Genomic DNA, 26,176 nt, shown 5'->3' on the forward strand with positions numbered 1-26,176 from the left:
GGGACCGACCTGCAGGTTGAGACGGAGGCACAGTGTTGAGCGAGATCTTCTGCGGAATTGACTGGGCGGAGGGGCACCACGACATAGCCCTGGTCGACCAGGACGGATCCCAAGTCGCCAAGCTGCGGATCAGCGACGACAGTGCCGGCTTCCACGCACTGATCGAACTCTTGACCAGGCATGGCGATTCCGCAGAGCATCCGATCCCCGTTGCTATCAAGACGCCACGTGGCCTCCTCGTCGCCAGCCTGCGGGCAACCGGCCGACAAGTCTACGCAATCAACCCACTGGCCGCGGCCCGCTACTGCGATCGCGTCTCCCGCGCCAAGTCCGATGCAGCGGACGCCCGTGTTCTGGCAAATATCCTTCGGACCGATCGGCACGCCCACGCCCCCTTCCCGACGACAGCGAGGCCGGGCAGGCCGTCGCTGTCCTGGCCCGCGCTCACCAGGACGCCATCTGGGACCGGCAACAGATGATGAACCGGCTCCCGGTCGCATCTGCGGGAGTACTATCCAGCCGCTCTTGTTGCCTTCCACGGCCCCGGCAAACCGGGACTCGATTCGCCACGTGCTCGCGTGATTCTCACCGCCGCACCCATGCCGGCCGACGCTGCCAAACTCTCCCGCAGCCAGCTGCGTGCGCTGCTCAAGCGGGGCGAGCGTCCACGCTGCGGAATCGAGGCTGAGGTCGAGCGGCTTCGGACAATCTTCCGCGCGGACTACCTGCGGCAACTGCCGCAAGTCGAGCAGGCCCTGGGACACCAGTCAGTAGCGCTCATCCGCCAGGTCGATGCCTCATGCAACAGCGTCGCTCAGCTCGCGGCAGCGACGGAAGAGGCATTCTTTGCGCACCCAGATGCCGAAATCATCACCCGCTTCCCTGGGCTGTCTGTGCTTTCCGAAGCACGAGTGCTCGCCGAACTCGGAGATGACCGCGACCGCTTTGCAGATGCCCGCGCCATGAAGGCGTACGCGGGCGCAGCCCCTATCACTCGGGCCTCCGGGCGCAGCCACGTCGTGGTGGCACGGACCGTCAAGAATCAGCGGCTGGCCTCAGCCGGGCACATGTGGGCCTTCGCAGCCCTTCGCACGCAGGCTCCACGCGCCCACTACGACCGACGGCGCGCTGGTGGAGAGCGCCATACGGCAGCTCTCAGGAACCTGTTCAAGAAACTCCTCGGCTGCCTCTACCACTGCCTGCAACGCCGCACGCTATTCGACCCCGATCGTGCTTTCGCGGCACCCCTGGAGCTCGCGGCCTGACCGCCTACTTGACCTACCGACGACATGAGATGTCTTTGACTGCTCAGCGATGCTGTGGTCCCGGGTAGGCACCAGGGTGCCGTCGACTACCAGCACGGTGTCCTTGGCGAACCGGCGCCGAGGCTGGAATGCGATGAGCGGGCCGAGCCGGTCGATGATGCGGTCGGCCGCCGACTTCGAGATGCCAAACGGCGCGCCCGCCGCAGCCCCTCTTGCAGGGTCCGGGGGGGGCGCTGACGACGGTGGAGTCGACGCGACAACCCCGTCGAGGGGTCCTTCGGCGTCGGCAGTGCCCGGGCAGCTTCTCATTCGGCCACCCTCCTGTGCCCCGCGCCTGTTGCGTGGGGCGCTGGTGCGACCGGGCGCCGCGGGACGGTGGTGTCCCGGGGAGCCTGCCCCCGCGGTCGCACCGGCTCCCCCGGTCGTTCGGCCGGTCAGAGGTTGAGGTGCTCATAGTGGATAAGGCGGGTGCGGGCTGCTCTTTCTGGGTCATACCGAGGGCCTCGGCGAATCTCGGCCGCCGGTACCTCCTGTTCACGGAAGGGGACTCGGGCGGCGGGCGGGGCGGTGGAGGCGAAGATGCCCTCCAGCTCGTCGGCGGCCTTCAGCACCAAAACGTATGCGTCTTCGTCCAACAGGAGCCGGTCCACGCGCTCGCGCATCTGCGCCAGGAGGTCGGCCAGGTCGTCGGCCCGTTTCACCGTGCGGTCGGCGACCTCACCTCGTCCATGTGGGCCGACCAGTCCCGTACGGGCCGGAGGTTTCGAAGGCGTCGGGGTCGTCGCCCTCGCGGCCTCGTCACGATGACGTCCCACCGAAAATCGGGCGTTGCCTTGATCTCCCTGGTTCAGCAACGGGCTCGTTGCGGCCGTTACGCGGTGGCCAGAAGCCCGGTCGTCTCCTCGCCGTTGCTCTGGTCATCGGCCGCCTCGCGCAGATCGGTGATGTGGCCGGGCAGCATCGCCTTCAGCTCCGCTTACCCGCAGGTGCAGAAGAGACGGCGGGCGGCGGTGAGTCTGTCCCCCAAGGACTGGATCTCTCCCTTCCGCGATGAGGCAGAGGCGGCTCTGGGGCCCGGGAGAAGTGAGCGGCGCGAAGTCGTCCTGAGCGACGGCCGCGGGTGTGACGGGCTCGTCAGGGAGGAGATGCATGCGGCCCGGCAGGTGTGGCGGTGCATCTCTTCGGTCTCGGGATCCGGGGGGGGTGGTGCTGCGGAGGGGTAAGCGTCGCTCAGGCCGCGGAGGCATGGCGAAATGGGAAGTTCGGCGGCGGCTCGTAAGCCGCGGAGGGCTGAGCACGGGCTGGTTGAATCTTCCGGACTTCGCGTTGCGCATGTATATCGCTGAGCTGGAGGGGTGAAGTCCGTCATCTTCGCCATGAAACTCGCGATCCAGGCCTTGCCGACCACCAGGATCGATGCGTCGACAGGCGGCCACCGCAGCCCCATGGTCTGCCTGCTCGACTGCGCCGACGCCATGCTGCGTAACGCACCTCCCCCAACCCCGTAGGCCCTGAACTGCCCTACCTGCATGGCTAGTTACGGTGCTCCGGCGCTCGGGACCTACGTACACTTCGCAGCGCTGCCCTGCACGAGTACCTCACCGCCGAACTCGGGCAGCAGCCGACCATCGAGGTACTCGCCGCCGAGACGCGCACTCGCAGAGCTTGCTCCAAAGGAAAGCTCCCGCTCGTCATACCTAGTCATTGGGGGAAAAGAATGAACTGGTACCTCGAAGTTCTCAAGAAGTACGTGGTGTTCAGTGGACGTGCGCGCCGCAAGGAGCACTGGATGTTCTTCGTGTTCAACATATTCGCGGTGATCGTCGTCGCGACGGTCGACCTCGCAATCGGCACATTCCCACTGCTCTACCCGATCTACTTCCTGGCCGTGCTCCTGCCGCACCTGGGCGTGACCGTGCGCCGCCTGCACGACACCGGCCGCTCCGGCTGGTCGGTCCTCATCGGCCTGATACCGGTGGTCGGCGGCATTATCCTGATCGTCTTCCTCGCCACCGAAGGCGAGCAGCGCGACAACGCCTACGGCCCGAACCCGAAGCCGGCCACGGCCTACTGACGGACCACGTCCCTGCTCCGAAACCCCCGGCAGGTCCCCTGCCGGGGGTTCCGTTGCGCATGCGGCGAGCGGGCACGGAGCGATAGGCCGCGGGCGCGCCACCGCCCCACTCCCCCGACGCCATGTTGTCGTCGCCAGGGTTCCTGGCCGATCGGACGACCGCGCACTGGAGGGGCGCAGCCCCGGGCCGAGCGCTTGGGCTCCTCGCGCGAGCCGGGAGCCGGGAGCAGGGAGCAACCGGTGGCGAATCTCGACGTCGATGCCGCTGACGGGACATTCCACGCGAGCAAGGGTCAGCGCTTGGCGGTCCGCACTTCATACCAACCCGGAAGTTGGCTGTTCCGTCGCCCGCACCGCCGGACTCCATACCTGCCTCAGGCTGCCGATCCGGCCATGCCAGCCGCCCGCCCCTCGTCGGTCCGGTCCTGTCCGGGTGCCGGAAGGCAACCCGCCATGGCCGCTACCCGCCCTTCGATGGCCTCGCGTAGCGGTGCTCGAAGTCCGCCTTGGGCAGGCCCGCCGACTTCCGACCGCTCTCGCCGACGGCAGTCTCGGCCCGGGAAACGGCCTCGCTCTCCGGAACCGCGGCGACAGCGTCCTCGTTTCCGGAGCGCTCGACGCGCTCGCCAGACCGACGCTCGTCGCGCACCCTTCCGACGCCGCCGTCCACACCCGGGCCATCGACACCGCCATACGCAGCACACTGGAGCAAGCCCCGGCCGCCTCGTTCCGACAGGCCTCCACACCACTACCCCCCGCGGACGGCCTCCTGCTCGCCACCCGGCACCCGCCTGCGGCCCGCCAGGCGGGAAGGGACGGGACGGAACGGAGGAGGGTCAAGCAACCCCGTTTCGCGCACGACCTCGCCCTACGGATCCCGTCCGAGGAGAGCGAGGGCCGTGTGCACGTCGCCCCTGTCGAGGGACCTGTACTCGCGGGACGGGCTCACGATTCGTCGGCCACGGGGCCGCCGGAGGACGGGACCGCTCTCCTCCTGAGGTACATCACCACCCCGCACACCGCGAGGAGGAGGACAGCCACGGCGGACACCCCGAGGGCCGTCCGCTCGGCGAAGAGTCGTCCCAGCACTTCGAGCACGCCGAGCCCTGCGGTCGCGTAGACCAGCGCCCAGGCCGCTCCGCCCACGAACAGGGCGGGGAGGTAGCGCGGGAGTGGCATGCGCATGCTGCCCGCGAGGAAGTTGGCGGCGGTCTGGAAACCGACGGTCAGGAAGGAGACGGCCACCACCGGCGCGCCCCACCGCTGGATCGCTCGCTCGGCGCGCCGGAACTTCGCCGAAGCGATCCGCCCCGCGAACCTGCTGCGCCGGGCACCGGCGCCGGCCAGCCACCCGACGGCGAACGTCCCTCCGGCGCGAAGCAGGACGATGACGTAAAGGGCTCCGGCCGTGACCGCGATCTTATCCACAGTGCCTCGTCTCAGGCGCCGGTCCGGAACCCGCGTTCCCCGTCACCCGCATGGGCGTCCCACTCCACCGAGCGCACGACGCGCACAAGCCCGATCACCGCCTCTCACCTGCGCCCCGCCTCTGCCCGTTCCGTCCTCTGTTTCCCACCTGCGGCACCCGAACCCGAACTCACACGCCCGAACCCGCACGTCAGACAAGGGCAGCCTAACCTAATGCCCATACAGCGGATACGGGGCAGGTTCCCTGGTCGTAGCCGGAGGGGAATGCTGCGGTAAGCAGCGGTCCACAGTCGTCGGCAGTGGTGAGGTTGCTGCCGGACGGTGCGAAGGCCCCGGCAGCCGGCAGGATTTCCTCGAAGTCGCTCGTGCGGTTGGTGGCCGTGGCCGGAAGGGCGTGTCACGGGCGGCCTTCGATGTGCGGCGGTGGGTGTCCGGTCCAAGGGTCGGCTGCGGTGGGTTCGAGACACTGTGGGGCGACGATCGCCTGCCGAGCAGAGCCTAGAGGATCATCTGCTGCGCCCTTGTCATTGCCACTCTGGCGAGGGCACTGCGCAGGCGCGGATGGCTGGGTCATGGTCGACGAACCACTGGTGGCCTTCCCTTCCCAGACGCGGATGGTCAAGATCCGTCAAGATCCCCCAGCAGCACGGACCGCAGCGGTGTCCCGCGGATCGTTGCCGTCGTCCTCGCCGGTCGTCTCGCCATAGCCAGCCGAATCGGTGATCGGCCCAGCCGTTCCAGCCACACCACGCGTAGTGACTGAGGCCGGTCATCCCAGGCGGACTGGTTGCCGGAAATTTGACGCCTCATACGAGAAGCCACCCTCAGGAACCTCAGGCGTAGGTGACTTCTTCATCCGGCACGTCGACTTCCATCTCTTTATCGGGAAGAAGGCTGGCGAGGCCGATGTCAACGTGGAGCCTGATGCCACCTGGATCAAGAGGCCGCCGAAGTGAGCTGAGGTGTATTGGCGACGTCCGTCCTGGACGGTGACATCGAGGACCTCGATCTGGCCGGGCGCCGGGACGTCGCCGTCTTCGCGGGGGTCTTCTTGGCCGTGGCCGTGGCCGCCGCGTCTTCTTCGGCTTCGCGGGCAGCTCGCGCACCGTCGCCTTGCCGCCGGCAGGGGACCTGTCTCGCCACGGCGCTCGCCCGCTTCGGCCACGGACTTCACCAGTGCCGTCATCAGGTCGACGACCGGCGCGGCCATCGACTCCTCGCTCGGCGCCGCGCCCTGACCAGCAGCCGAGTCACGGGCAACCGCCCCAACAACTGCGCCCCGCCCGGCTGCACAGGCTGAGCGAGCCCGCCGACCAGGGCCTGCGCCACCCGTGATGCAGGCCCTGGCCGTTTCGAACCTCTCCCGTAGCAACCCACACACAGACGGCAGACCTTGGCCAGTACACGACCCTGACATCGCTGGGGATGAAGGAGCTGCATCACCTCTCCGGGGCCACGGTGACGGTAGCTCCTCCGTCCCCATGGCCAATTCCGTGGCCATCGGGCTGGAGAATTGCACCATCGTCCACACCCCCGCGTCCCGCACGTCCGTCGGAGACGAAACCGACCGCGATCGAGCCCCCTCCGACGCGCCGCGTCCGGGCCTCGCGTTCAGGGCAGTGGGAACTGCGCGGCGTGACCGAAGGCGATCGCGGGGACGAAGTGGTGGGCATCCAGGGTCCCGAACTCGGGGACGGTCTTCTCGTGACCCGGTGCCTTGACGTCTCCCTCCAGGGCGGGGTCGGAGAAGTGCACCCAGGTCACCCGCCCGTCCGCGGTGTGGCCCTCCTCCGCGTAGACGCCTTTCACGGGGACGCGCGGCAGCCGGGTGACCCGGCCCTGCGGGACCAGCCCGTTGTCCGTGCGGCGGTAGGTGGTCTGCGAGTGGTAGGCGCGCAGGGTGCGTCGGGTGCTGCCCGGCAGCCACTGGCGAAACGTCTGCACCATGTGGTCCCATCCCGCACTGTCCACGCCATCGATGTCCCACAGCTCATGCCAGGAGCTCATCAAGGTTTCGGGAGGTGCGTGGAAGAGCGCCGGCGGGTAGAGGCGCTCGTCGAAACGGCGGCCCGTACAGAGGTTCACCACGGCGTTGATCCCGGCGCTGAAGCCCGAGACGGTGGCGGTGAACGTACGCGGCACCTGATCGTCGCCGCGCCGGCCCACCAGGGGGAACAGCGAGGTCCTTCCGTTGGGCATGCGTACCTTCACCAGTGGTGCGGTCCTGCTGGAGACGAGCTGGTTGGCGTAAAGGAAGCGCACGACCTCCTTGAGGAGGCGGCCGAGGCCCGGTTGGGTGTCCAGCGGACCCCAGTTCGCACTTGGCTGGACGGGCATCACCACGATGGGGTTCCGGCCGGCGGCCAGCAACTGGTAGAGGATCTTGTACCCGCTCACCAGGTAGTTGACCGCGAGCCCCACGTAGGGCTGCGTCACGTCCTTCGCGGCTTTCGCCTTGGTGATGCCGTACGGGTACTCGCCGAGGAACGGATAGGAGTCCGCGGGGTAGCCGCGGTTGACGAACGTCGGCGGCGAGTAGAAGACCACCACTTCCGGAGTCGCCGCCAACGGCTTGAACGGCACCCAGGTTCCGATCAGGAAGCGGGGCAGCCGGGCGCCGGAGAGCTCATGGGGCCCGAACTCCAGCAGGACGAACCGGCCGTGCCTGGCGAGATCGACCAGTACCCGCGAATAGTTGAAGCGCTTCCACTCCATCCCGGTGAGGTCTCCGAAGATCGGCTCGTCGAGGCGGCGCATCGTCTCGGCGTTGTGGAAGGCACCGCGATAGATCCACTCCTCCCCGCCGGCATGGTCGACGAGTGCGGCTCGGGGGTTTCCCGACAGCTCCGCTTCCGGCTGCACGGTGACGGTCGGAGCCAGCCGTACGGTGCCGATCGTGGTCGAGATGTCGAGCGCCCCGTCGTGCAGCACGGCGTGCCCCGCCGGGTTGGACGACAGCCAGCCGGAGGCGCCGATCGCGGAGATGAGGAACAGCTCGTCCGCGAAGCCGTCCATCGACACGTAGATCTCTAGTTGGTTCAGCGCCAGGGGGGCGTCCACCTGCTGCCCCGGCCTCGGGTTCAGGGTGACGGGTTCGGGGCCGCTCGGGGATGTGAAGACGAGTCGGATGCGGGCATTCGGCAAGGGCCTGCCGATGACGTCCGTGACGCCGATGGTGATGAGCATGTCGCTGGGTCCTGGTCCTCAGGTCGCGGCGGCTTCCCTGGAGATCGTCACGACGGCTTCGACATGGACGCTGAAGACCTTCTTGCCGTCGGCGGTCGTGAAGTCGACGAAGTCGCCGTGGACGGTGTAGTCGTCGGCTTTGAGCCTGCGTTCCCTCAGCGGCGGGTCTTTCGGGGTCGCGTACTCGACGGTGTACACGTTCACAGCGGCCTCCTGTGCCGTCACAGCTGCTGTCCGGTCTTCGGGTCGTACTGCACGGCCACTGCGGCCACCTGGTCGGTCGGAAGGACCTCGGTCCACTGGTCGAACACCTCGTACGGCTGGGCCGGACGGAATCCCCCGGCCAGAGGGTCGAAACCGGTCTCGAAGATCTTCTCCGAGACCTGGGTGACCTTGTAGTCGGTGTTGGCCACCTTCAGCTGGTCGGCGACCAAGGAGAGCACCTGACCGATCTTCTTGCCCTGGAACGTGTCGGGGTCGCCGTCCCGGCGGACGTAGGGCACGTCGAGCCCGGCTTCCCCCTCGACGCTGGTCAGCCAGTCCAGAGCGGCCTGCTCCTGACCCGGCCGGACGGGGAGGACGGCTTTGACCCAGGCGGCGTTGAGGAACTCGTTGCGCCGCTCGTCGCCGTCGATCTGGATGAGCCATCCCAGAGAACTCCCGAGCGGCGCGGGCTGGGTCTGCTCCGTGATGAGGTAGTCCACCCGCCATTCCGGCGACGACGACTGCGCGTCGACCGCCCGGTACTTCTCGGCTCGGGAGTACCAGCCGGCCACTGTCTGCCCCTGGAGGGGAAGGGCCGCGGCCCCGGACGGCGTCGTCTCGTCCTCCGGAGGCAGCGGATACCGGCCCGTGCTGTTCATCGTGACGGCGGGGGAAGGCACCGGGCCCGGGCGCCAGTAATCCGGGGCGACGAAGTACAGCATCTCCTCCACGTCGAAGAGATGCTGGATGCCCTCGGCCTCGGGGAAGGGCAGATGCGCCGGGTTCCTAGGGTACTGGTCGGCCTGCTCCAGCCGACGGATGAGGTTACGGAAGACCACCCGGCGCTCTTCGCTGCGCATCTCCTCGGGGGTGCGGGCGCGCATGGTGCTCACCAGGCGCAGCCGCTCATGGACGGCTTTGCCGTAGGCCTCGTGCTGCAGCCGGGCGACTTCCTTCTTGTAGGCGGCTTCCGCCTCGTCGTTGGCTTTCTCGATCGCCTGTTTGGTCTCCGCCTTGGGCGTGTACGTGATGGCCGCGCTGAAGGGAAGGGACTTGTTGCCCTGGAAGTTGGCGTATGTCAGCCGCAGTCCGAGGCTGTTCTTGGCCACCTCCGGGTTCTCCGGGATGCCCAGGACAGCGGGGTCGAGTGTGAACTGGACCTGGGCTCCGCGGAAGTCGACCTCCGGGGCGACGCCCTTCTTGATCTCGTAGCCGTCCGGTGGCGCCGGCAGCGGGAAGTTGAACCGGAACTGGATGAGATCGTTCTCCCCCACGTCGGGTTCGAAGATGCCGACGTTGGGGTCGGTGTCCGGCTTGTAGGTGTTCTCGGCGTCGTGATCCGCGCCATGGGTCAGGACGAACGTCAGCGACAGCTGGTGCGTGACCTTCTGGTCCTGAGGGACGGCCTTCTTCTCCGGCTTCTGGATCGCGGTCAGGTCGGGCGCCTCGACGACGTGGACCATGTCCCCCAGCCCGAGTTCGCCGCCCGGCTCGCCGATGAACACCTGCCAGCACAGCCGCGTGCCGATGTGCTGGAGCTGCACCCCGACCTTCCGCATCTTGCGGCGGATCTCGTAGTTCACCAGCTCGGTGGTGTTGTTCTGCAGGACGTACCGGCGGCTGGAGGTGTCCGTCGATTCGGTCACCGTCTTGAAGGTGGTCCTGAAGTTCCGCTTGATCTCGCTGGTGGCCTTGGCGGTCTGGGTGCGGGCGTGCTTGTGGGTGGCTTCGGATCCCCGTTTGACGGTGTTCTGGGTGCTGAAGCTGGCGCTGGCGTCGGCGTGGTAGATCTTCGCGTTCACTCCGCCGGTGGCACTGACGCCGAGTTTCGTGTCCGTGGAGTTGTCCTCCTTGACGGCGTCGGCGACGTCGTCCTGCTCGGTCAGGCTCTCCTCGGTCTTCCGCGAGACCTCCTCGGACACCTCGGCGACCTTCTCTACCAACGTACGCCTGGTGCTGGTCTCGACGACCTCGACGCTGCCGCCCGGGCTGACCCAGATGTGTCCCGCCGGCGTGCCGAGGAAGGTGTCGAACTCGAAGAAGTACTCCCGGAAGAGATTCACCATTCCCACCGGTGACAGGCCGGAGAGTTCCACCGCGTCGTAGTGCTGTGCGAGCGCGGCAAGCGCCGGATCGGTCATCGTACGGGCCTCCGGGCCGCGGAAACGCCCGAGCGTCGTCAGACCGGCGAACGGGGAGGAAGGATGGGCCGTGGCGGCAGCCATGGAGGAGTAGGCGCCGAACCATCCGGTCAGCGGGTGGTAGACGCCGAACAGTTCACTGGCGTACGGCAGCGAACCCGTAAAGTCCGCCAGCGGCCGTCCCACGAACGTCGGCAGGCCCGGAGCCGGCACATTGATGCGCTGCGAATGACTCGTGGACCCGTTCGCCACGACGGCGAAGGGCACCGAGACAAACGGGTTTCCGGAGGTGGACTTCATGAGGAGGACGTCGCCGTTGGCGGCGCGGGCCGGGGCCACGAAGGCGATCGTCTGGGGCCCGGATCCGCTGATCACCCGGCCCACGTACTGGCGCGGGTCGTTCGCGTCCTTCTGGAGAAACATCCCTTCCAGGCCGACCACTCCGGGGAGCGAGGCGGGATCCAGCACGCTGATGTCGGTGGACAGCGCGAGTGAGATCCGGTTCCCGTTGGGGAGCTCCTGCGGGTTGCCTTCGACCTTATAGGTCCAGAGCCTGTACGAGGATCCAACTGCGCTACCCAGGACGGGCGTTGCGCCGACGAACGTGACGACCAGCGTCATGTCGGGTAACCCTTCACTCGGTCAGTACATGCCTTCCAGGTTCCATGGCGGGACTGGATCCTCACCACATCAGCTGCCCGGCCACCCGACTGGGCCAGGCAGTGTCTCTCTTTGGCCCTGCCAGAACAGCTCCCCGTACCACCGGCGCACGCGAACCGGATCACCCCGCGCGAGCAGGCCGCTGTCGAGGCGGTCCGCCGCGGCCCTGAGGACGCCCCCGACTACGGCCGGCCCTTCGGGCAGACGACGCTACTTTCGAAACACGCCCTAAGACGAAGCGGGACCGGAGCTGTGCGGGAGCGGAGACCGGCCCGTCGTGCCGCCGTCCTGCTGGCCGCTACGGGCCTGCAGGCGGCGCTGATGGTGCCCATCGCCACGCCTGCAGCGGCGGTGCCCGTGACGAACACGTTCACGACGCCCGGTGAACACGACTTCGTCGTACCCTCCGGCGTCACGCAGCTTGCCGTCACCGCCACCGGATCCGCGGGCCGTAGTGGCACACCTGCGGGCCGGGGCGGCGCGGGCGGGAGCGGCTACCGTGACGGGCAGCCTCGCCGTCGCCCCCGGCTCCACCCCCTACGTGAACGTGGACGCCGGTGGCGGACCAGCGGCCGGCGGCACGGAAACCAGTGGCGAGGCCAGCGACGTTCGGACCTGCAGCTCGGCCGACTCCGGCTGCGTCCTGACCGGCACGGTCGGCACCGGCCCGCGCCTGATCGTCGCGGCCGGCGGAGGCGGAGGGGGCGCGGGTGGTGTCACGATCGCGGCGCCCGAAGCCGTCGGTGGTGATGCCGGAGACACCGGGGAGAACGGTCAGGGACGCCCGGAGGGCGGCCGAGGCGGCGGAGGTGCCACCCTCTCCGCCGGTGGCACCGGCGAAGAGTCCTGCCGGTCGGAAGCGCTGCCGAACGGCACCGTCGGCCTGGCGGGTCTCGGAGGAGGAGGAGGAGGAGGAGGAGGAGGCCTTGCCCTGGGCGGCGGCGGGGGCGGCTGGTTCGGTGGCGGAGGAGGCGGGGGCTGCAGCGCCGTCTTCCCCGACGGCACCCTCGGTCCCGCAGGCGGAGGCGGCGGAGGCGGCGGATCGAACCACGTGCCCGCCGACGGCAGTTCCACGTACATGGGCGGGCCTGCTCAGGTGACCATCACGTACGACGTGCCGCCGCCCGCCACCTGCGCGACGGTCGCCCAGGCCACGGTCACTGGTACAACCGGCAGCAACCACCTGACCGGGACGCCCGGCGATGACGTGATCTTCGCCCTCGCGGGCAACGATGTGGTCGACGGCCTCGGTGGCAACGACCTTGTCCGTGGCGGCGACGGCAACGACCGCCTGGCCGGGAACGGCGGTGCCGACCGCGTCGAAGGAGGCGGCGGCAACGACGCCCTTGACGGCGGGAGTGGCGACGACACCCTGGATGGTGGAGCCGGCAACGACGTGGTGTCGGGCGGGCCGGGCAACGATGCCGACGGCGGTGGCCTCGGCAACGACGTCCTCGGCGGCGGAGCCGGTACCGACACCAACGACGGCGGGCTCGGTCGCGATGCCTGCCTCCGCCCGTCCACCGGCCCGGGCTGCCCCTGACGCACCGGCGCCAGGCCGATGCGAGTGGTACTCCGCCGAGCCGCCTCCTGGAGCGGGTTCGGATCGCCGGTCGACGGCACTCATCGACCGACGATCCAATGATCTGATTGACGGGCGTTTCGATGATCTGGCCGAGACCCTCGCTTCGATGATCTGAGGCCGGTCCGTTTGAGCGGGCTTGTCTTCGGCGCCGACCGGGCTGACCCAGAGACGTTCGATCTCGCCAGGGCTGCTCCTTGGCCCGCGCCAAGGCGTAACACGCCCTGCGAGCGTTGACCCGTGGTGTCGTGCGGCAACGGGTCGATACTCGCCTCGTGGACACCGACACCGATCTTGCCCGCGGCCGTGCGTACTACGCCGCGGCGGCCTGGCTCGATGCCTTCGAGGGGTTGGGGGCCGTGGACGCGGCGACACCGCTGGGGCCCAGTGACCTGGAGCTACTGGCGAGGTCCGCGTACATGCTCGGCCGCGACGACGAGTACGTGGCGGGGCTGGAGCGCGCGCACACGCTGTGGCTGGACGCCGGCGACGTACCCCGCGCCGTCCGCTGCGCCGTATGGATCGGCCACAGCATGCTGTTCCGGGGGCACGGCGCCCGGGCGAGCGGCTGGTTCTCGCTCGGCGAGCGGCTCCTGAAGGCCGACGGGCGGGACTGCGTCGAACGCGGATACCTCCTCATCCCGGTGTGGCTGAGCCAGATGGGTGGCGGTGACTGGCAGTCTGGTTACGCGACGGCGACCGAAGCCGCCGAGATCGGCGAGCGGTTCGGCGACGCGGACCTGATGTGGTTGGCACGTGACGAGCAGGGCCGCGCCCTGGTGAGCCTGGGCCGTGTGAGCGAGGGCATGCGCCTCGTCGACGAGACGCTCGTGGTCGTCGAGTCCGGTGCGCTTTCGCCGATCGTCAGCGGCATCGTCTACTGCAACACCATCGTCTTCTGCCGCGATCTGTTCGATCTGCGTCATGAGCGTGAGTGGACGGACGCCTTGACCCAGTGGTGCGACCGGCAGCCGCAGATGGTCGCCCACAACGGTCTGTGTCTGGTGCATCGGGCCGAGGTGCTGCAGTACAGCGGCGCCTGGCCCGCCGCACTCGATGCGGCCCGCCGAGCGACCGAACGATTCGCGCGGGGCGTGCTGAACCAGATTGCCTGCGGTCAGGCGTTCTACCGGCAGGGCGAGATCCACCGGCTGCGGGGTCGCCTGCCCGAGGCCGACGCCGCGTACCGGGAAGCCAACCGCTGCGGATTCGAGCCGCAGCCCGGATTCGCGCTGCTGCGGCTGGCGCAGGGCAACGACGAGGCCGCGGCAGCGACGATCCGGCGTGCCATCTCCGAGTACACCCGGGAGCTGGAGCGAGCGGCTCTGCTTCCGGCGTACGTCGAGATCATGCTGGCCGGGGCCGCCCCCGACGTCGACGGTGCGGCCGAGGCCGCCCACCAGATCGAGGCGATCGCGGAACACCAGGGCAGCGACGTGCTCCGTGCGATGGCGGCGCACAGCGTCGCCTCGGTGGCATTGGCGAGGGGCGACGCCGAAGCCGCTCTCACGGCAGGAAGGCGGGCGTGGCACGCGTGGCAGGAGCTCGGGGCGCCGTACGAAGCCGCCCGGGCGCGCGTCCTTGTGGCGTCCGCCTGCCGCTCGCTCGGTGACGACGACGCATCCGCCCTGGAGCTCCAGGCGGCTCGCGCCGTGTTCGCCGAGCTCGAAGCAGGGCCCGACGTCACTCATGTCGATTCCCTCGCTCGTGGCGGGCCGGCCCCGGACACCCACGGTCTCTCGGCCCGCGAGCTCGAAGTGCTCCGCCAAGTGGTCAGCGGCGCGCGTAACCGGCAGATCGCCTCCGCTCTGGTGATCAGCGAGCACACCGTGGCCCGGCACCTGCAGAACATCTTCGCCAAATTGGGTGTCTCCTCGCGGACGGCGGCGAGCACCCTGGCGTTGGAGCACGGCCTCGTCAGAGCCGATGGTCAGGAATGACCATCCCCTTCGCTGACTGCTTGGTGAATACGCGCGATGCGACGCCCGCCTCCGCATGCCTACTGTCGAATCGTCCGAACGAATCGACACGGCATGGCACCGCATGACACTGCATGGCACCGCATGACGTGGCGCTGAACCGAGGAGGACACCATGTACGTCGTGGTCCAGCACCAGATCTTGAACCCGGAAACCGCCTATCCCCGCGGCCAGGCCCTGATGAGCGGCACCGGAGCACCCGACGGCACCCGGGTGCTGCAGTTCTACCCGCACGTCGACGGGTCCGCCGCGATGTGCCTCTACGAGACCAGGTCCGTCGGGGACGTCCAGCGCTTCGTCGACACGACTCTCGGGGACTCGAGCATCAACATCTGCTACGAGGTCGACTCCGAGAAGGCCTTCGCCGACCGTCCACTGGGCCTGAAGCAGTCTCCGGCGCCGGTCACCCACTAGGGGGTGTCTTGTCGATCAGGCCGGATCAGGGAGCGGCGTCTGGTGCATGGGGTCTCCCCAGGCCCGCAGGGGCCGAGGGGACGCATTGCAAGGCGGAGGAGGGAGGCATGGCGGAGCCATGCCGACCGACGACAACGCGGCGAGGCGCGGCGCCAGCCGCCGCGAGCCCGGCCTGATCGACAAGACACCCCCTAGAGCGTGTCTCTTTGATAGGTCCTACGGACGCCACTCCGGGCGGTAGCCGGGGTGCTCGGCATACGACTGCGCCAGCACGTTGAGCGCGTAAGCGAGACCTGCGTGGCGGTCGTCTGCTGGATCCATTGCCTCGTATTGCCTGGTCAGCATGTCGACCAGATCGAGCATCGGCAGGTGGCTGTCGAGGAGGGCGTCGCCGCCGAAGCGGTGAGCCACCTCGGCATAGGCGTGGTTGTCTTCCATGTTGCGATCCCGAAGGAACTTAACGAGGTCGTCCATGAGGCGATTTTTGCGTACTGGCCGGCGGCGTCGGGCGCGTTCGCCTTCCACTTCGATGATCCCGCCTCCTGAGTCGGGTCATCTGCCTGCCCATATGAGGATGGCCGCGAGGCGGAGTGCGGCCTGGTAGGCGATGGCGAGCTTGTCGGTCCGCATGGCCAGGCCACGCCATTGCTTGAACCGGTTGATGCAGCGCTCGACGGCGTTGCGCTGCTTGTATGCCTCGGCGTCGAAGGCGGGTGGGCGGCCTCCGGCGCGGCCTCGCCGCAGGCGATGGCCGATCTGGTCGGAGGGCTGGGGGATGACAGCGCGGATCCCGCGTCGGCGAAGGTGATTCCGGATTGCGCAGGATGAGTAGGCGCGGTCCGCCAGGACGGCATCGGGTCGGGTCCTGGGTCTTCCGGGTCCGCTTCGCGGAACACGGATGCTGGCCATGACAGTCTCGAAAGCCGGGGCGTCGCCAGCCTGGCCTGCAGTGACGCGGAGGGCGAGGGGCCGTGCATGGCCGTCACTGGCAAGATGGATCTTCGTGCTCAGGCCACCGCGAGAGCGTCCGAGAGCGTGGTCGTCGGGTTCGGCCAGGTCTGGAGCCCCTTTTTCCGGGCTCCGGCGGCGTGCTGGTGGGCCCGGCAGATGGTGGAGTCCACCGAGACGGTCCAGCCGATGTCGGCATCAGCGTCGGCCGCTGCCAGGACTGCGGCGAGGATGCGCTCCCAGGTTCCGTCCACGGCCCATCTGATCAGCCGTTTGTGGGCGGTCTGGAACGAGCCGAGTTCGTCCGGCAGATCCCGCCAGGGCGAGCAGGTTCGGTACTTCCACGCGATGGCCTCCAGGGTGCGGCGGTGGTCGGCCCACCGCCGGCCGCGGACCGGATCGGCCGGCATCAGCGGCTCGATCCGATCCCACATCGCATCAGTGATCACCAACCGAACAGACATGTCCGATCAACTGATGAACCGATCAAAGAGACACGCTCTAGGTCCCCTGCCCGGAAAGCCAGGGAAGCCAGAGGCGGATGCAGGCCTACGGGTCACCCTGGACTCAGACGGGCCGGACCGACGTCAGGAGTCCGCCCTCACATACGGCAAGGACGCCACCGACGTGCTGCCGGCAGGGCTGCCCAGCCCGCTCCGGGCGACCGGCGAAGCGCGCCGCCTGGAGCGGGGTAACCCGAATGTACGGGCCCCCTCCACCGCTTCTGCGATCCGGTGCCCAGCAACCCCGGCACACCACACGGCCGCGCGGCGGCCGCCTCGTCTTCGCCACCCAGCACCAGGGTGTCAGGGACTGCTCCTCCCGAACCTGCTGATGCTCCTCTTGATCGTCAAGAACTCGACGGGCCGAGGTGCAGGGTAGGTTCGCTCCATGTCACTGACTCCCGAGGCTGAAGTCCGCACCCGTGACGAACTGGTCTCGTTCGTTCGAGGACTGCATGAGGACTACCTGCGTCGAGGTGACGAGTGGGAGAACCAGACCCTCGACCGCTTCCTTGAGGCCCTTGCGGCGTGGGTGCATGACTCACCGGGCTGGTATCAGAACATGGGGCAGGAACTCCCCGAAGGTGGCGACTGGGCATTCCTCGCGAGAGCGCTTCAGGCCGCCACGGTCTATGAGTGAACCCTTGCGCCGAACAGTCAAGCTGCACAGTCGGTGATGCCGGGAACGGCGCCGGTGAAGGCCGCGTCGGCGGCGCTGGAGGCCGCCTCGGGAAAGGTGCGACGGTTGGTCCTTCTGTCACCGACCTTGGAGTGGCCGACCAGCACATGGCCGCTCGGCGACACTTCGCTATCAAGTACTCCTGAACGGTCCAGACTGGGTGTTCCGCGCCACCGCGTGCGGGTCAGGCGATTCCCTCCCTGTGACACGGACATCCCTCCTCGGCCCAGAGCACTGGGCGATGGCTCATAAATGATCAAGCGGTTGCCATCCGGACTTGGTAGAACCGGGTCTGGATGGGACGGGGATACGACTTCTTGGGGGCGACATGTCGGGACCGGCGGTCGGGCTGTGGCTCTTCGAGCCGCGCGCATTCGGGGACATCCTGGCCGATGTGGTCCCGTGGCTGGAAAGTTTCTGCGAGCGGGTCGAGACCAGGGCCGGCGGCGACCTGGACTTCTGGGTGCGAGACGGTTCGGCCGTGGGTCTGCCTGCGGTGGACTCCATCGGCGCCGGCGTGTTCTTCCTGTCGGAGGACGAGGCGATACCGGCGGAGGACGAGGACTACTCGGCGTTCTCGCAGCCACCAGTACAGGGGCTGGTGCTCGGCGCCGGCTGCTCGGGCCCGGCGAACCACCAGGTGCTGGGCCACCTGACCATCGCGCTGGCCGAACGCCTCGGCGCATTGATCGACTTCGATGGCCTTCTGGGCCATCCCACCCCGCGTGATGACACGGGCGATGGAGCGATTCTGGATCGGTCAAGGTCCCTGGTGGCCTCCCTTCCGGGAAGCGTCGCGGAGGTCTCGTATGACACCGGGGGCGGTGGCCGGTCGTTTCGGCACGTCGGTGACGTGGAGTTCCTGGAGGCCTGGCTGCAGCATCCGGGTTTCCATCTGGTCAAGTAGCGCCCGCCACTCACTCGGCGACGCTCGGGTCAGGTCGTTGTGTCGTTCCTGGCCGCCGGTGATCGCATCGCTTTCGAAGGCGGCAGGCTTGTCGTCGTGCGGGCCGGTGGAGAGCGACTGTCGCCGGCCGGGGACTGGTCCACTCGTTGCGGGCCCGGATCTCTACGCCGTCGGTAGAAGCCGCTTCTCGAACGATGCGTCGATTCGGGGGTCACGGGAAACAAGGGCTCGAAGGCACTGACGGTGCCGGGCGACTGCCCGCTCGGCGGCCTCGCTCAGGTTGTGCCAGAAGTGCCACCGGTCCGCGACCTGAACAGCCTGCGGGCGACCGGCGGCGCCTTCGACGAAAAGCGGCGCCCGGTCTCGGCAGACGACCTCAACGCCTGGCCGGTCGGCGAGCCAGGCCGCCAGGCCCGGACACCTCCCGGTCCGGCAGCAGGTCGACGGGGCGGCGCCTCTCGATGCCGACGAGGTCGGCGCCGTAGGGGCGGCCCTTGCGGGTGGCGTACTTGTCGACGCCGACCGACTACCCGCGGCACGGGGACTTCGGGATCGGGGAGTGCGTCGACCAGCCGGAGCACCGTGCTGCGGCTGACCGGTACCCCGGCGAACGCCGGCGATGCAGGCTCCGGCCCGCCCCAAGGCGGCCGGACCGACCGCTGCCAGGGTGGAGCGCAACCGCTCGGACCGCTGACCGTGCCGACGTGTCAGGCCAGATATCTGCTCGACGAAGGAACGGCCCGCACACCCCGAGTTTCCGCAGATGAACCGACGGACCCCCGGCTGGAGAACAACGCTTCGGCCACCGCTCGGCACATCAGCGGTGGCCTCCGTCGCATCCGTCGGTTGATGTCCGTGCTTGATCACAGCCCGGCGGCCAGCCAGATGGTCACGGCCGCGGCGGCGATGAGCCCGATGTTGAGTGTGATCCGGTCGTCTTCGCCGGTCAGATGGACGGCGACCGCACCGGTCTGCAGGAGTACGAACCCGATGGCCGCGGCGGGAGCCAGCCAGGGAGCGACGCCGGTCAGCGGCGGCAGGATCAGCCCGGTCGCACCGAGTATTTCGACCACACCCAGCGCCCTGATGGCGGCCAGCGGTATGCGGTCGACCCAGGCCATCATCGGTCGGAGTTGGTCACGGCTGCGGATCACCTTCATCGCCCCCGCGTAGAGGTAGAAGAGGGCGAGCAGTCCGGCGACGATCCAATAAGCGATGTTCATGGTTCCCGTTCATGGGCCGCCGGTTCTCGGGGCCCGTTGGTTGAGTCGATTGCCGGACAACCCCCTGGCGACGACGCGGTCCGTGATCGGAGGAGCCTGGCCACCGAAGGGCGGGAGAGCCCCGGCCTTGCAGATGGGGAGGAGCACGGTCGAGCCGTCCCGTCGGTTTCAGGTGAAGTCGGTGGCGGGCTCGGTCGCGTAGCGGCTCATTGCGTCGATGTTGGTTTGTGGCGTCAGTGGCCGACCGTCGGCGTTCATGTCCTGGAGGTCTCGGAAGTACTGCACGTACAGGTCGGGGGTGAACGTGCTGAGCATGACTGCGGGTTGGTCGGTCGGGTTGGCGAACGTGTGCGGCGTGCCTGGTGGAACCATCACGAGCGTGCCCGCGGTGGCGTCGTGGTCCTCGTCCCCGACGGTGAACCGGACGGTGCCGGAAAGGATGTAGAAGCCCTCGTCGTGTCGGGCGTGGCGGTGCTGCGGCGGTCCCTGGGTGTGAGGGGCGAGGACGGACTCGGCGATCGCGAGGCGGTGCCCGGTGTGGCTGCCGTCCTCGAGGATGCGCATGCGCGTGGTGCCCAGGACGATCGTCTCGCCGTCGCCGGGACCCACCACCGAAACGGAGGGGTCAGCCTGCGACTCGCGGGTCTTCGCTGCGTCGGTCATGCCCACAAGTGCATCGCCGCGGCCCCCGGCTGTCCAAGACCTATCCCTGTACGTCGATACCCAGTGGGTATCGTTGCAGCGTGGAGCTACAGACCTTGCGCTACTTCGTGGCCGTCGCCGAGGAACTCCACTTCGGCAGGGCCGCTACCCGGCTGCACATGAGCCAGCCACCGCTGAGCAGGGCGATCAAGCGGTTGGAGGCCGATGTCGGGGCCCTGCTGTTCGTCCGCTCGCCCGCCGGTGTCACGCTCACCCCGGTCGGCGCGGTGCTGCTCGACGAGGCGCGGGCCCTGCTCGACCATGCCGACCGCGCCCGCGTACGTGTGAGCGCGGCGGCCGGCGTCGCGACCATGACCGTCGGCATCCTGGGTGACGGCACCGACCCGGGAGTGGCCAGGCTGGCGGCGGCCTACCGCCGACGCCACCCCGGCATCGACATCCGCATCCGCGACACCGACCTGACCGACCCGACCTGTGGGCTGCGCGCCGGACTGGTCGACGTCGCCCTGACTCGGGCGCCGTTCAACGAGACCGCCCTGACGGTGCGTGAGCTGCGCAGCGATCCGGTCGGCGTGGTCCTGCGCGCCGACGATCCGCTGGCCCACCACGACCGGCTCAGGCTGGCCGACCTGAGCGACCGCCGCTGGTTCCAGTTCCCGCAGGGGACCGATCCCGTCTGGCAGTCGTACTGGAACGGCGGCAGATTGCGCGAAGGCCCCGTGGTGCGCGCCGTCCAGGAATGCCTGCAGGCCGTGCTGTGGAACGGCACGGTCGGCCTGGCCCCACTCGGACACGACCTGCCCGCGGAGTTGGCCGTGGTACCGCTGATCGACATGGCGCCGAGCCGGGTGGTGGCGGTGTGGAACGAGGGTGACACCAACCCGCTGATCCGATCCTTCATCGAGACGGCGACAGCCGCGTACCGCCGCTGACGGCATCGCGGCATCGGCTTCCCCTGCGCCCCCAAGCCGTCCAGACCGTCAGCCACACGCACGCCTCGCGCTCACCGCGTGATCAGGCCCGCCGCGACCCCCTCTCCGACCTGCCCCGATTTGCTGAGTCGGGTTGTGCCGGGGCCTGCGCCTGACCTGCGATGATGATGGCGTGCCAGAGTCAGGAACCACTGCCGTTGTCATTGTTCTGCCCGATGCCGCGTCACTTGTCGATGCGGCGTGGCGGATCGACCCGGCTCTGGTCCGTCATGGGGTGCCGGCGCACGTCTCGCTCCTCTACCCGTTCGTGCCGGAAGCGGCGCTGACAGATCAGGACGAGCAGAGCGTGCGCTCCCTGGCGGCGAGGTTTCCGGCAGCTGACCTGCTCTTGGAGGAGGTTGTGACGGCGTCCGGCTTCGTCGCCGTCGCCGTTCCGGGACTCCAACCGGTCGTCGATGCGTTCCATGCCCAGTGGCCCGGCGTGCGCCCGTACAAGGGCCGCTTCGGGGCGCGGCCTGCCGCCCATGTCACGGTCGCTCTGGGTGCAGACGACCCGACGGCCGCCGCCCACGTGCGCGCTGCGGTCGGCAGCCTGCTGCCGCTGCGCACCCGTGCGACGGCGGTCCAGCTGGTGGTGCTGACGGAGGAAGGCTGGCGGGCTCGGTTGACCGTGCCCCTCGGCGGCTCGCCGGACAGCCTCCTCCCAAGGCTGTAGTCCCGGACGCATGACGATCAGCCCGGCCACCGAGAGGCTGACCATGGTGCGGATTGCCAGCTCAGCGCCGTGCTCGGTTCGATTCGTCGTGCTCCAGGGGAACGGCATTGTCGGTAGCGTGGCCACGTGCTGCGTGGAGTGACCATGCGCCCGGCTGGTCCGTACGAGGGCCTCCGGCGGAGAGTGATGAGGCTGCAATGGGTGAACTGACGAAGCCCGAGATCGACCTTCCGGAAGGAGACGCTCCCACCGAGCTGACGACCCGGGACCTGGTCGTCGGGGACGGGGCAGAGGCGAAGCCGGGCCGGGTTGTCCAGGTTCACTATGTCGGAGTCACCTTCGAGTCCGGCAAGGAGTTCGACGCTTCCTGGGACCGGGGCCAGCCGTTCAAGTTCGCCGTGGGCGGTGGCAGGGTCATCAAGGGCTGGGACCGGGGGGTCAGGGGGATGAAGGTCGGCGGTCGGCGCGAGATCATCGTTCCCCCGCGCCTCGGCTACGGCAACCAGTCGCCCTCACCGTTGATCCCGGCGGGTTCGACGCTCGTCTTCGTGGTGGACCTGCTCTCGGTCGCCATCTGAGGCAAGCCTGCTAGCGCCCGGCCTCTCCGGGGCGGCTGTCGCGCTTGGGGCCTGTGCACGTTGCCCGTCCTGCAACCGAAGTTCCGTGGGACGGGCCCCGGCCCGGCCACCGGCATAAGCCGCACCTGGCTCTCCCGGGCCGTCGAGCACCTCACGGAGCGGTCATGGGAGAGACCGCCGTCAGCGCCCGGGGCATGGACCGCCGCCTGCCGACATCAGCAGCACGTTCGGCGCCCCGTACAAGCGGACCTGCTCCGACCTCGTCGCAGGCCAGTCGGCCAGTGGGCTCCACCCGCATGGACGGTTTGTGGTGCAGGTACATGTATGAGGCCCGGATCCACAAGATCCGGGCCTCATACAAACTTCAGTAGCGGGGACAGGATTTGAACCTGCGACCTCTGGGTTATGAGCCCAGCGAGCTACCGAGCTGCTCCACCCCGCGTCGGTAGGACCAACACTACGTCATCCACGGCACCACTTGAGACCATGCCGTGAAGCTCTGCCGCGATGTGGGCTGGAACGGCTCGTGGGTCTGCCGGCACCAGGGTCACTCCCTCCCCGACCTCGCCGCGTCCGGCCTGAAGTTCTTCAGCCCCGGTCACGGCCAGGGCGAGCTCGTCAACGACCGGGTCGGGTCGTACCTGCGAGTCTCCGCCTGCTGACGACACCCGGACCGGGCGCCGGTCCGTCGGGACTCCCCCACTGGACCGTCGTCCGACGTCCGAGCGCGGCTCTGGTGCCGTCGTGCGGACGGAACAGCCGGTCGAGCGCCGCCTTGTCACCCGTCGGGGGTGACGAAGGTTCGGTGCCAGGTGTGCAGCGTGAGGAATCGGCTGCCTGGCCGGTCTTGAGCGTCGGCGTGCGCGTGTGTCGCACGTTTGCCCGGGAGGCGCGGTGGAAGAGTTGAATCGGACGACCGGTCGGCTGCCCCGCGGCCTGGGCGGCCGGACCTCCTCGACGCCGCGACTCGAACGGGAGTCATTCGTTGCGCTTCTACGCCCAGACACCCGCACGTCGGAACCGCCAGGTGCTCGTCGACCTGATCGCCGTGGCCCTGATCGCCGCCGCGGTCTGGGCAGCCCTCGTCGTCCGCGAGACGATCATGCTGCTGGCCGAACCGGGACGCAAGGTGGAAAGTTCCGGTGACCGCCTCGCCGAGGAGCTCGGAAACGCGGGGGACGCGGCGTCGGACGTACCGCTCATCGGGGGCGTCCTGAAGAGGCCGCTCCAGTCCGCGGCCGACGCCAGCTCCGGATTCGCCGACGCGGGGGTGTCGCTCCAGGAAACCGTCAGCCAGGTCGCCAACGTGATCACGACGGCCCTCATCGTCATCCCGGTGTTCTTCGTCCTGCTGCTGTGGCTGCCGCCGCGCCTTCTCTGGATCCGGCGCAGCAGCACCCTGCGCCGTCTCGCCGACGCTCCCGGAGGCGCCGACCTGCTCGCCTTGCGCGCCCTCACCGGTCCTCCGGCCGCGCTCGCCAAGTTGCCGGTCCCACCGGGCGGATGGGCCGACGCCTGGCGTCAAGGGGACCGGGAAGCCATCACCGACCTCAGCGCGATCGCCCTCAAACACGTCGGGCTACGACCTTGAGAAGTGCCGCCCGGACGCATTCCTGGGTGGACCATGTGCTGCCGCTGGTGCGGTTCGGCGCGTCGCAGCATCCAGCCCGCAGTACGCCGTCGAGCACAGTTGCGAGCAGGCCTTCGCGCGGGTCGTGGTCGTAGGAGTGGTAGGCCACGGTCTTCGAGGGCCCCGCCGCTCCGGTGATCTTGTTGTGGGTGGTGGCTACGGTGCCGTGGTCGGCGGAGTGGCCGCGCGTGACGGGGGCCAGGATCACTTCCTGACGTTCGGCGGGAAGCGGGTTCCGGTGGCTCCCGGCGGCCGCCCTGCCGTACCCCCGTAGGGCCGATCGGGTGACGGCCCGACGCCGCACAGCATTGGACTTCGGCCGCCGCCGCACCTTCCCTCCTATCGTGGAACGGAACACGGTGGCGGTCGATGTCGGGACGGGCAACGGAATGAACGAACAGCAGGTCGACTACGCAGCCGTGTTCCAGGCCCTGCCCGGCATGGTCGCACTGCTCACGCCCGACCTGGTGTACGTCGACGTCAACGAGGACTTCGCACGCCTCGCCGGGCGTTCCCGCGCGCAGTTGGTCGGCCGCTACATCTTCGACGCCTTCCCCGAGAACCCCAACGACTCGGCCGCCGCCGGCATGCGGGAGACCGAGGCGTCGATGCTGCGTGTGGTCGCCACCGGCGAGCGCGACACCATGGCTCTGCTCCGCTACGACATCGAGGACGCCCGGCGGCCCGGCCACTGGCAGGAGCACTTCTGGAGCCCGGTCAACGCACCCGTGCTGGGCCCCGACGACCAGGTGGTGCTGATCGTGCACCGGGTGGAGGAGATCACTCCGCTCATCCGGGCCCGTGGCGGTCTGGGAGGCACCACCCAGGCCGCCAGACTGGAGGCCGAGCTCTACACGCGCTCCCGGGAATTGCAGGAGGTCAACGAGCGCCTGCGCAAGGCGCACGCCCGGGAGCGCAAAGTGGCACTGGCCCTCCAGGCGGCGATGCTGCCCACCCCAAGCCCCGTCGGACACCATCGGGCGGCCGTGCGCTACCGCCCCGCGGTCGGCGGCCTCAACGTGTGCGGCGACTGGTACGACCTGGTCGGCCTCCCCGGGGACCGTATGGCGGTGGCCGTGGGAGACGTGGTGGGCCACGGCCTCACCGCCGCCTGCGTCATGGGACAGCTGCGCAGCGCACTGAGCGCGGCAACGCTCGTCGCCGACGGCCCGGCGCAAGCACTCGACGTCCTCGGGCTCTACGCCCGCTCCGTCGAGGGCGCCGAGTCGTCCACCGTGGCGACGACCTTCATCGACTGGAGCACCCACACCCTCACCTACAGCAGCGCCGGCCACCCTCCGCCCGCCCTGCTCTCCCCCGGCGGCGACGTGATCTTCCTCGACGGGGCGACCGACCCGCCGCTCGGCGCCCGCCCCGAACACGTCTCCCACCCCCAGGCAACCGCTCCCTTCAGCGAAGGCGCGACGCTGGTGATGTACACCGACGGCCTCATCGAGCGCCGCACGGAGGACATCGACGTCGGCCTCGCCCGCCTCGCCGAGTCCCTGCGACGGCGCAGACGAGACACCCCGGAGGCCTTGGCCGACGCCCTCCTCGCGGACCTCCTGGGCGCCAACGGCAATGCCGATGACACGGCGCTCGTCGTCATCCGCCTGTGATCCGAAAACGCGGCTGTATCGGCCGCGAGCCCGGCTGTCGGCAGGACACGGCTCAGGAACGGAGGAACGTGCGGACGCCCTGGGAGACTGCGTCGTCTCCCAGCAGGTCGTTGTGGGCGAGGCAGCCGGCGGCGTTGTTGGTCGCGCCGTTCAGAGGGACGCTGCTGTCGGGGTTGATGACCTCGTCGCAGGCGGACCACCAGGTGGCGTAGCGGACGGTGCCCGGCGTCTCGTCACCCGTCGCGAGACTCTTCTGGACGTACGAGCCAGGAGTCATGTCGCGGCACGCCTGATCCCACAGGGCACAGGCCCATGCGGTGCTGGTGCCGTGGTTGGGGCCGGCGAGGGAGGCCAAGTGGGCGACCGAGGCCTGGCCGGCGGGGTCGTACTTCGCGTACCAGCGGGTGACGAGACTGCCGAAGGAGTGGGCGACGAGATCGACACGGGCGGCGCCGGTCCGCCGCTTCACATCCTCGACGTACGCGGCGAGTTCGCCGGACAGGACCTCGTTCACGGACCGGTGCGTGTCGTAGCCGAAGGAGAAGAGCTCGGCGTCCGTGTACCCGTCGGCCTTGAAGTCCTCACGCAGACCGCCCCATACGCCGGGGTCGGCGTTGTAGCCGTGGACGAACACGACCGGAGTGTGGGCGACCGCGCTCCGAACGGGCGCCTGGGCCCGGACCGCGGAGGCGGGCACGAGCAAGGAGACGACGGCGGCGAGCATCGGAACGGCGATCCTGGCCGCGATCCGGGAACCGGGCTTCAACACACTTCCCCCTAGGACGTGTTACGCACGAGTAGCCAGGAGCATGGTGGGGCCTCGGGACCCGGATGAACAGCCCTCGT

General features: G+C 68.9%; 23 protein-coding genes, 1 tRNA gene and 2 pseudogenes. 13 read left to right on the forward strand and 13 right to left on the reverse strand.

Annotated elements, in window-relative coordinates; translation table 11 throughout:
• The first annotated feature begins 35 nt into the window (after window positions 1-35).
• Window positions 36-1,265: pseudogene (locus tag OG514_RS33325) on the forward strand (IS110 family transposase).
• Window positions 1,266-1,298: 33 nt separating this feature from the next.
• Here the strand turns inward: OG514_RS33325 and OG514_RS33330 are convergent.
• Window positions 1,299-1,460: pseudogene (locus OG514_RS33330) on the reverse strand (IS5/IS1182 family transposase); the annotation flags it as partial.
• Between the two features lie 239 nt (window positions 1,461-1,699).
• Window positions 1,700-1,966, reverse strand: coding sequence for a hypothetical protein (locus tag OG514_RS33335; protein ID WP_266901193.1), 267 nt, complete (start codon window positions 1,964-1,966; stop codon window positions 1,700-1,702).
• 1,016 nt (window positions 1,967-2,982) lie between these two features.
• Here OG514_RS33335 and OG514_RS33340 point away from each other — a divergent pair.
• Entirely contained in the window at window positions 2,983-3,339 is a 357-nt protein-coding gene (locus OG514_RS33340) for a DUF805 domain-containing protein (protein ID WP_266901194.1), read from the forward strand.
• Window positions 3,340-4,284: 945 nt separating this feature from the next.
• On the opposite strand, the gene OG514_RS33345 is transcribed toward OG514_RS33340, so the two are convergent.
• The 4 genes from OG514_RS33345 to OG514_RS33360 form a co-directional block, all read right to left on the reverse strand.
• Window positions 4,285-4,767 carry a DedA family protein gene (locus OG514_RS33345; protein WP_266901195.1) on the reverse strand — a complete coding sequence of 161 codons (483 nt, stop codon included), beginning with the start codon at window positions 4,765-4,767 and terminating at the stop codon, window positions 4,285-4,287.
• 1,611 nt (window positions 4,768-6,378) lie between these two features.
• Window positions 6,379-7,953 (reverse strand): hypothetical protein, encoded by a 1,575-nt coding sequence (locus OG514_RS33350; protein ID WP_266901196.1) that lies wholly within the window; start codon window positions 7,951-7,953, stop codon window positions 6,379-6,381.
• An 18-nt stretch (window positions 7,954-7,971) separates the two neighbouring features.
• Window positions 7,972-8,157: a hypothetical protein gene (locus tag OG514_RS33355; RefSeq protein WP_266901197.1), complete on the reverse strand. Its 186-nt coding sequence runs from the start codon at window positions 8,155-8,157 to the stop codon at window positions 7,972-7,974.
• A gap of 17 nt (window positions 8,158-8,174) precedes the next feature.
• The gene (locus tag OG514_RS33360; protein WP_266901198.1) at window positions 8,175-10,919 is read right to left on the reverse strand and encodes a hypothetical protein; all 2,745 of its coding nucleotides are present in this window, start codon (window positions 10,917-10,919) and stop codon (window positions 8,175-8,177) included.
• Between the two features lie 538 nt (window positions 10,920-11,457).
• Between OG514_RS33360 and OG514_RS33365 the strand changes: the two genes are divergently transcribed.
• The 3 genes from OG514_RS33365 (at window position 11,458) to OG514_RS33375 (ending at window position 14,933) form a co-directional block, all read left to right on the forward strand.
• The gene (locus OG514_RS33365; protein ID WP_266901199.1) at window positions 11,458-12,501 is read left to right on the forward strand and encodes a calcium-binding protein; all 1,044 of its coding nucleotides are present in this window, start codon (window positions 11,458-11,460) and stop codon (window positions 12,499-12,501) included.
• 314 nt (window positions 12,502-12,815) lie between these two features.
• Window positions 12,816-14,480, forward strand: coding sequence for a LuxR C-terminal-related transcriptional regulator (locus OG514_RS33370; protein ID WP_266901200.1), 1,665 nt, complete (start codon window positions 12,816-12,818; stop codon window positions 14,478-14,480).
• Window positions 14,481-14,633: 153 nt separating this feature from the next.
• Window positions 14,634-14,933 (forward strand): hypothetical protein, encoded by a 300-nt coding sequence (locus OG514_RS33375; protein WP_266901201.1) that lies wholly within the window; start codon window positions 14,634-14,636, stop codon window positions 14,931-14,933.
• Window positions 14,934-15,149: 216 nt separating this feature from the next.
• Here OG514_RS33375 and OG514_RS33380 read toward each other — a convergent pair whose 3' ends face one another.
• Both OG514_RS33380 and OG514_RS33385 read right to left on the reverse strand, forming a co-directional pair.
• The gene (locus OG514_RS33380) at window positions 15,150-15,407 is read right to left on the reverse strand and encodes a DUF6221 family protein (protein WP_266901202.1); all 258 of its coding nucleotides are present in this window, start codon (window positions 15,405-15,407) and stop codon (window positions 15,150-15,152) included.
• A 78-nt stretch (window positions 15,408-15,485) separates the two neighbouring features.
• Window positions 15,486-16,345, reverse strand: a protein-coding gene (locus OG514_RS33385) for an IS5 family transposase (RefSeq protein ID WP_266901203.1) whose coding sequence is annotated in 2 segments (ribosomal slippage) — window positions 15,486-16,003 and window positions 16,003-16,345 — 861 coding nt in all. Because the reading frame shifts where the segments join, the coding sequence is not laid out codon by codon here.
• A gap of 427 nt (window positions 16,346-16,772) precedes the next feature.
• Between OG514_RS33385 and OG514_RS33390 the strand changes: the two genes are divergently transcribed.
• Together OG514_RS33390 and OG514_RS33395 are read left to right on the forward strand one after the other, a co-directional pair.
• Window positions 16,773-17,024, forward strand: a complete 252-nt coding sequence (locus OG514_RS33390) for a hypothetical protein (protein WP_266901204.1) — start codon at window positions 16,773-16,775, stop codon at window positions 17,022-17,024.
• A 367-nt stretch (window positions 17,025-17,391) separates the two neighbouring features.
• Complete coding sequence (locus OG514_RS33395; protein ID WP_266901205.1) at window positions 17,392-17,970, forward strand: DUF6368 family protein; 579 nt, start codon at window positions 17,392-17,394, stop codon at window positions 17,968-17,970.
• Window positions 17,971-18,833: 863 nt separating this feature from the next.
• Here the strand turns inward: OG514_RS33395 and OG514_RS33400 are convergent.
• A complete protein-coding gene (locus tag OG514_RS33400) occupies window positions 18,834-19,193 on the reverse strand; it encodes a DoxX family protein (RefSeq protein ID WP_266901206.1) in 360 nt (119 codons plus the stop codon).
• A gap of 168 nt (window positions 19,194-19,361) precedes the next feature.
• Window positions 19,362-19,856, reverse strand: coding sequence for a cupin domain-containing protein (locus OG514_RS33405; protein WP_266901207.1), 495 nt, complete (start codon window positions 19,854-19,856; stop codon window positions 19,362-19,364).
• A gap of 80 nt (window positions 19,857-19,936) precedes the next feature.
• On the opposite strand from OG514_RS33405, the gene OG514_RS33410 reads away from it, so the two are divergent.
• From OG514_RS33410 to OG514_RS33420, 3 genes are all read left to right on the forward strand, one after another.
• Window positions 19,937-20,788, forward strand: a complete 852-nt coding sequence (locus tag OG514_RS33410; RefSeq protein WP_266901208.1) for a LysR family transcriptional regulator — start codon at window positions 19,937-19,939, stop codon at window positions 20,786-20,788.
• A 172-nt stretch (window positions 20,789-20,960) separates the two neighbouring features.
• Window positions 20,961-21,503, forward strand: a complete 543-nt coding sequence (locus OG514_RS33415) for a 2'-5' RNA ligase family protein (RefSeq protein WP_266901209.1) — start codon at window positions 20,961-20,963, stop codon at window positions 21,501-21,503.
• Between the two features lie 197 nt (window positions 21,504-21,700).
• On the forward strand, window positions 21,701-22,081 hold the full coding sequence (locus OG514_RS33420; protein WP_323181672.1) for an FKBP-type peptidyl-prolyl cis-trans isomerase: 381 nt from the start codon (window positions 21,701-21,703) through the stop codon (window positions 22,079-22,081).
• Window positions 22,082-22,449: 368 nt separating this feature from the next.
• Here the strand turns inward: OG514_RS33420 and OG514_RS33425 are convergent.
• Window positions 22,450-22,523, reverse strand: a tRNA-Met gene (locus OG514_RS33425).
• A 49-nt stretch (window positions 22,524-22,572) separates the two neighbouring features.
• Here OG514_RS33425 and OG514_RS33430 point away from each other — a divergent pair.
• Window positions 22,573-22,743 carry a hypothetical protein gene (locus OG514_RS33430; RefSeq protein WP_266901210.1) on the forward strand — a complete coding sequence of 57 codons (171 nt, stop codon included), beginning with the start codon at window positions 22,573-22,575 and terminating at the stop codon, window positions 22,741-22,743.
• 323 nt (window positions 22,744-23,066) lie between these two features.
• Window positions 23,067-23,672, forward strand: a complete 606-nt coding sequence (locus OG514_RS33435; RefSeq protein ID WP_266901211.1) for a hypothetical protein — start codon at window positions 23,067-23,069, stop codon at window positions 23,670-23,672.
• On the opposite strand, the gene OG514_RS33440 is transcribed toward OG514_RS33435, so the two are convergent.
• A complete protein-coding gene (locus tag OG514_RS33440) occupies window positions 23,647-23,919 on the reverse strand; it encodes a hypothetical protein (protein ID WP_266901212.1) in 273 nt (90 codons plus the stop codon). The genes OG514_RS33435 and OG514_RS33440 overlap by 26 nt on opposite strands.
• Window positions 23,920-24,100: 181 nt before the next feature.
• Here OG514_RS33440 and OG514_RS33445 point away from each other — a divergent pair, with 181 nt between their 5' ends.
• Complete coding sequence (locus OG514_RS33445; protein WP_266902259.1) at window positions 24,101-25,330, forward strand: PP2C family protein-serine/threonine phosphatase; 1,230 nt, start codon at window positions 24,101-24,103, stop codon at window positions 25,328-25,330.
• 52 nt (window positions 25,331-25,382) lie between these two features.
• Here OG514_RS33445 and OG514_RS33450 read toward each other — a convergent pair whose 3' ends face one another.
• Window positions 25,383-26,099: a triacylglycerol lipase gene (locus OG514_RS33450; RefSeq protein ID WP_266901213.1), complete on the reverse strand. Its 717-nt coding sequence runs from the start codon at window positions 26,097-26,099 to the stop codon at window positions 25,383-25,385.
• Between the last annotated feature and the right edge of the window lie 77 nt (window positions 26,100-26,176).

This window comes from Streptomyces sp. NBC_00572 (assembly GCF_026341815.1).
GTDB lineage: Bacteria > Actinomycetota > Actinomycetes > Streptomycetales > Streptomycetaceae > Streptomyces.

Excerpts from the sequence above, each read along its gene's own strand:
- OG514_RS33340 (WP_266901194.1), top strand. The coding sequence starts at position 2,983 with ATGAACTGGTACCTCGAAGTTCTCAAGAAGTACGTGGTGTTCAGTGGA.
- OG514_RS33350 (WP_266901196.1), bottom strand. The coding sequence starts at position 7,953 with ATGCTCATCACCATCGGCGTCACGGACGTCATCGGCAGGCCCTTGCCG.
- OG514_RS33360 (WP_266901198.1), bottom strand. The coding sequence starts at position 10,919 with ATGACGCTGGTCGTCACGTTCGTCGGCGCAACGCCCGTCCTGGGTAGC.
- OG514_RS33375 (WP_266901201.1), top strand. The coding sequence starts at position 14,634 with ATGTACGTCGTGGTCCAGCACCAGATCTTGAACCCGGAAACCGCCTAT.
- OG514_RS33380 (WP_266901202.1), bottom strand. The coding sequence starts at position 15,407 with ATGGACGACCTCGTTAAGTTCCTTCGGGATCGCAACATGGAAGACAAC.
- OG514_RS33390 (WP_266901204.1), top strand. The coding sequence starts at position 16,773 with ATGTCACTGACTCCCGAGGCTGAAGTCCGCACCCGTGACGAACTGGTC.
- OG514_RS33395 (WP_266901205.1), top strand. The coding sequence starts at position 17,392 with ATGTCGGGACCGGCGGTCGGGCTGTGGCTCTTCGAGCCGCGCGCATTC.
- OG514_RS33400 (WP_266901206.1), bottom strand. The coding sequence starts at position 19,193 with ATGAACATCGCTTATTGGATCGTCGCCGGACTGCTCGCCCTCTTCTAC.
- OG514_RS33405 (WP_266901207.1), bottom strand. The coding sequence starts at position 19,856 with ATGACCGACGCAGCGAAGACCCGCGAGTCGCAGGCTGACCCCTCCGTT.
- OG514_RS33420 (WP_323181672.1), top strand. The coding sequence starts at position 21,701 with ATGGGTGAACTGACGAAGCCCGAGATCGACCTTCCGGAAGGAGACGCT.
- OG514_RS33445 (WP_266902259.1), top strand. The coding sequence starts at position 24,101 with ATGAACGAACAGCAGGTCGACTACGCAGCCGTGTTCCAGGCCCTGCCC.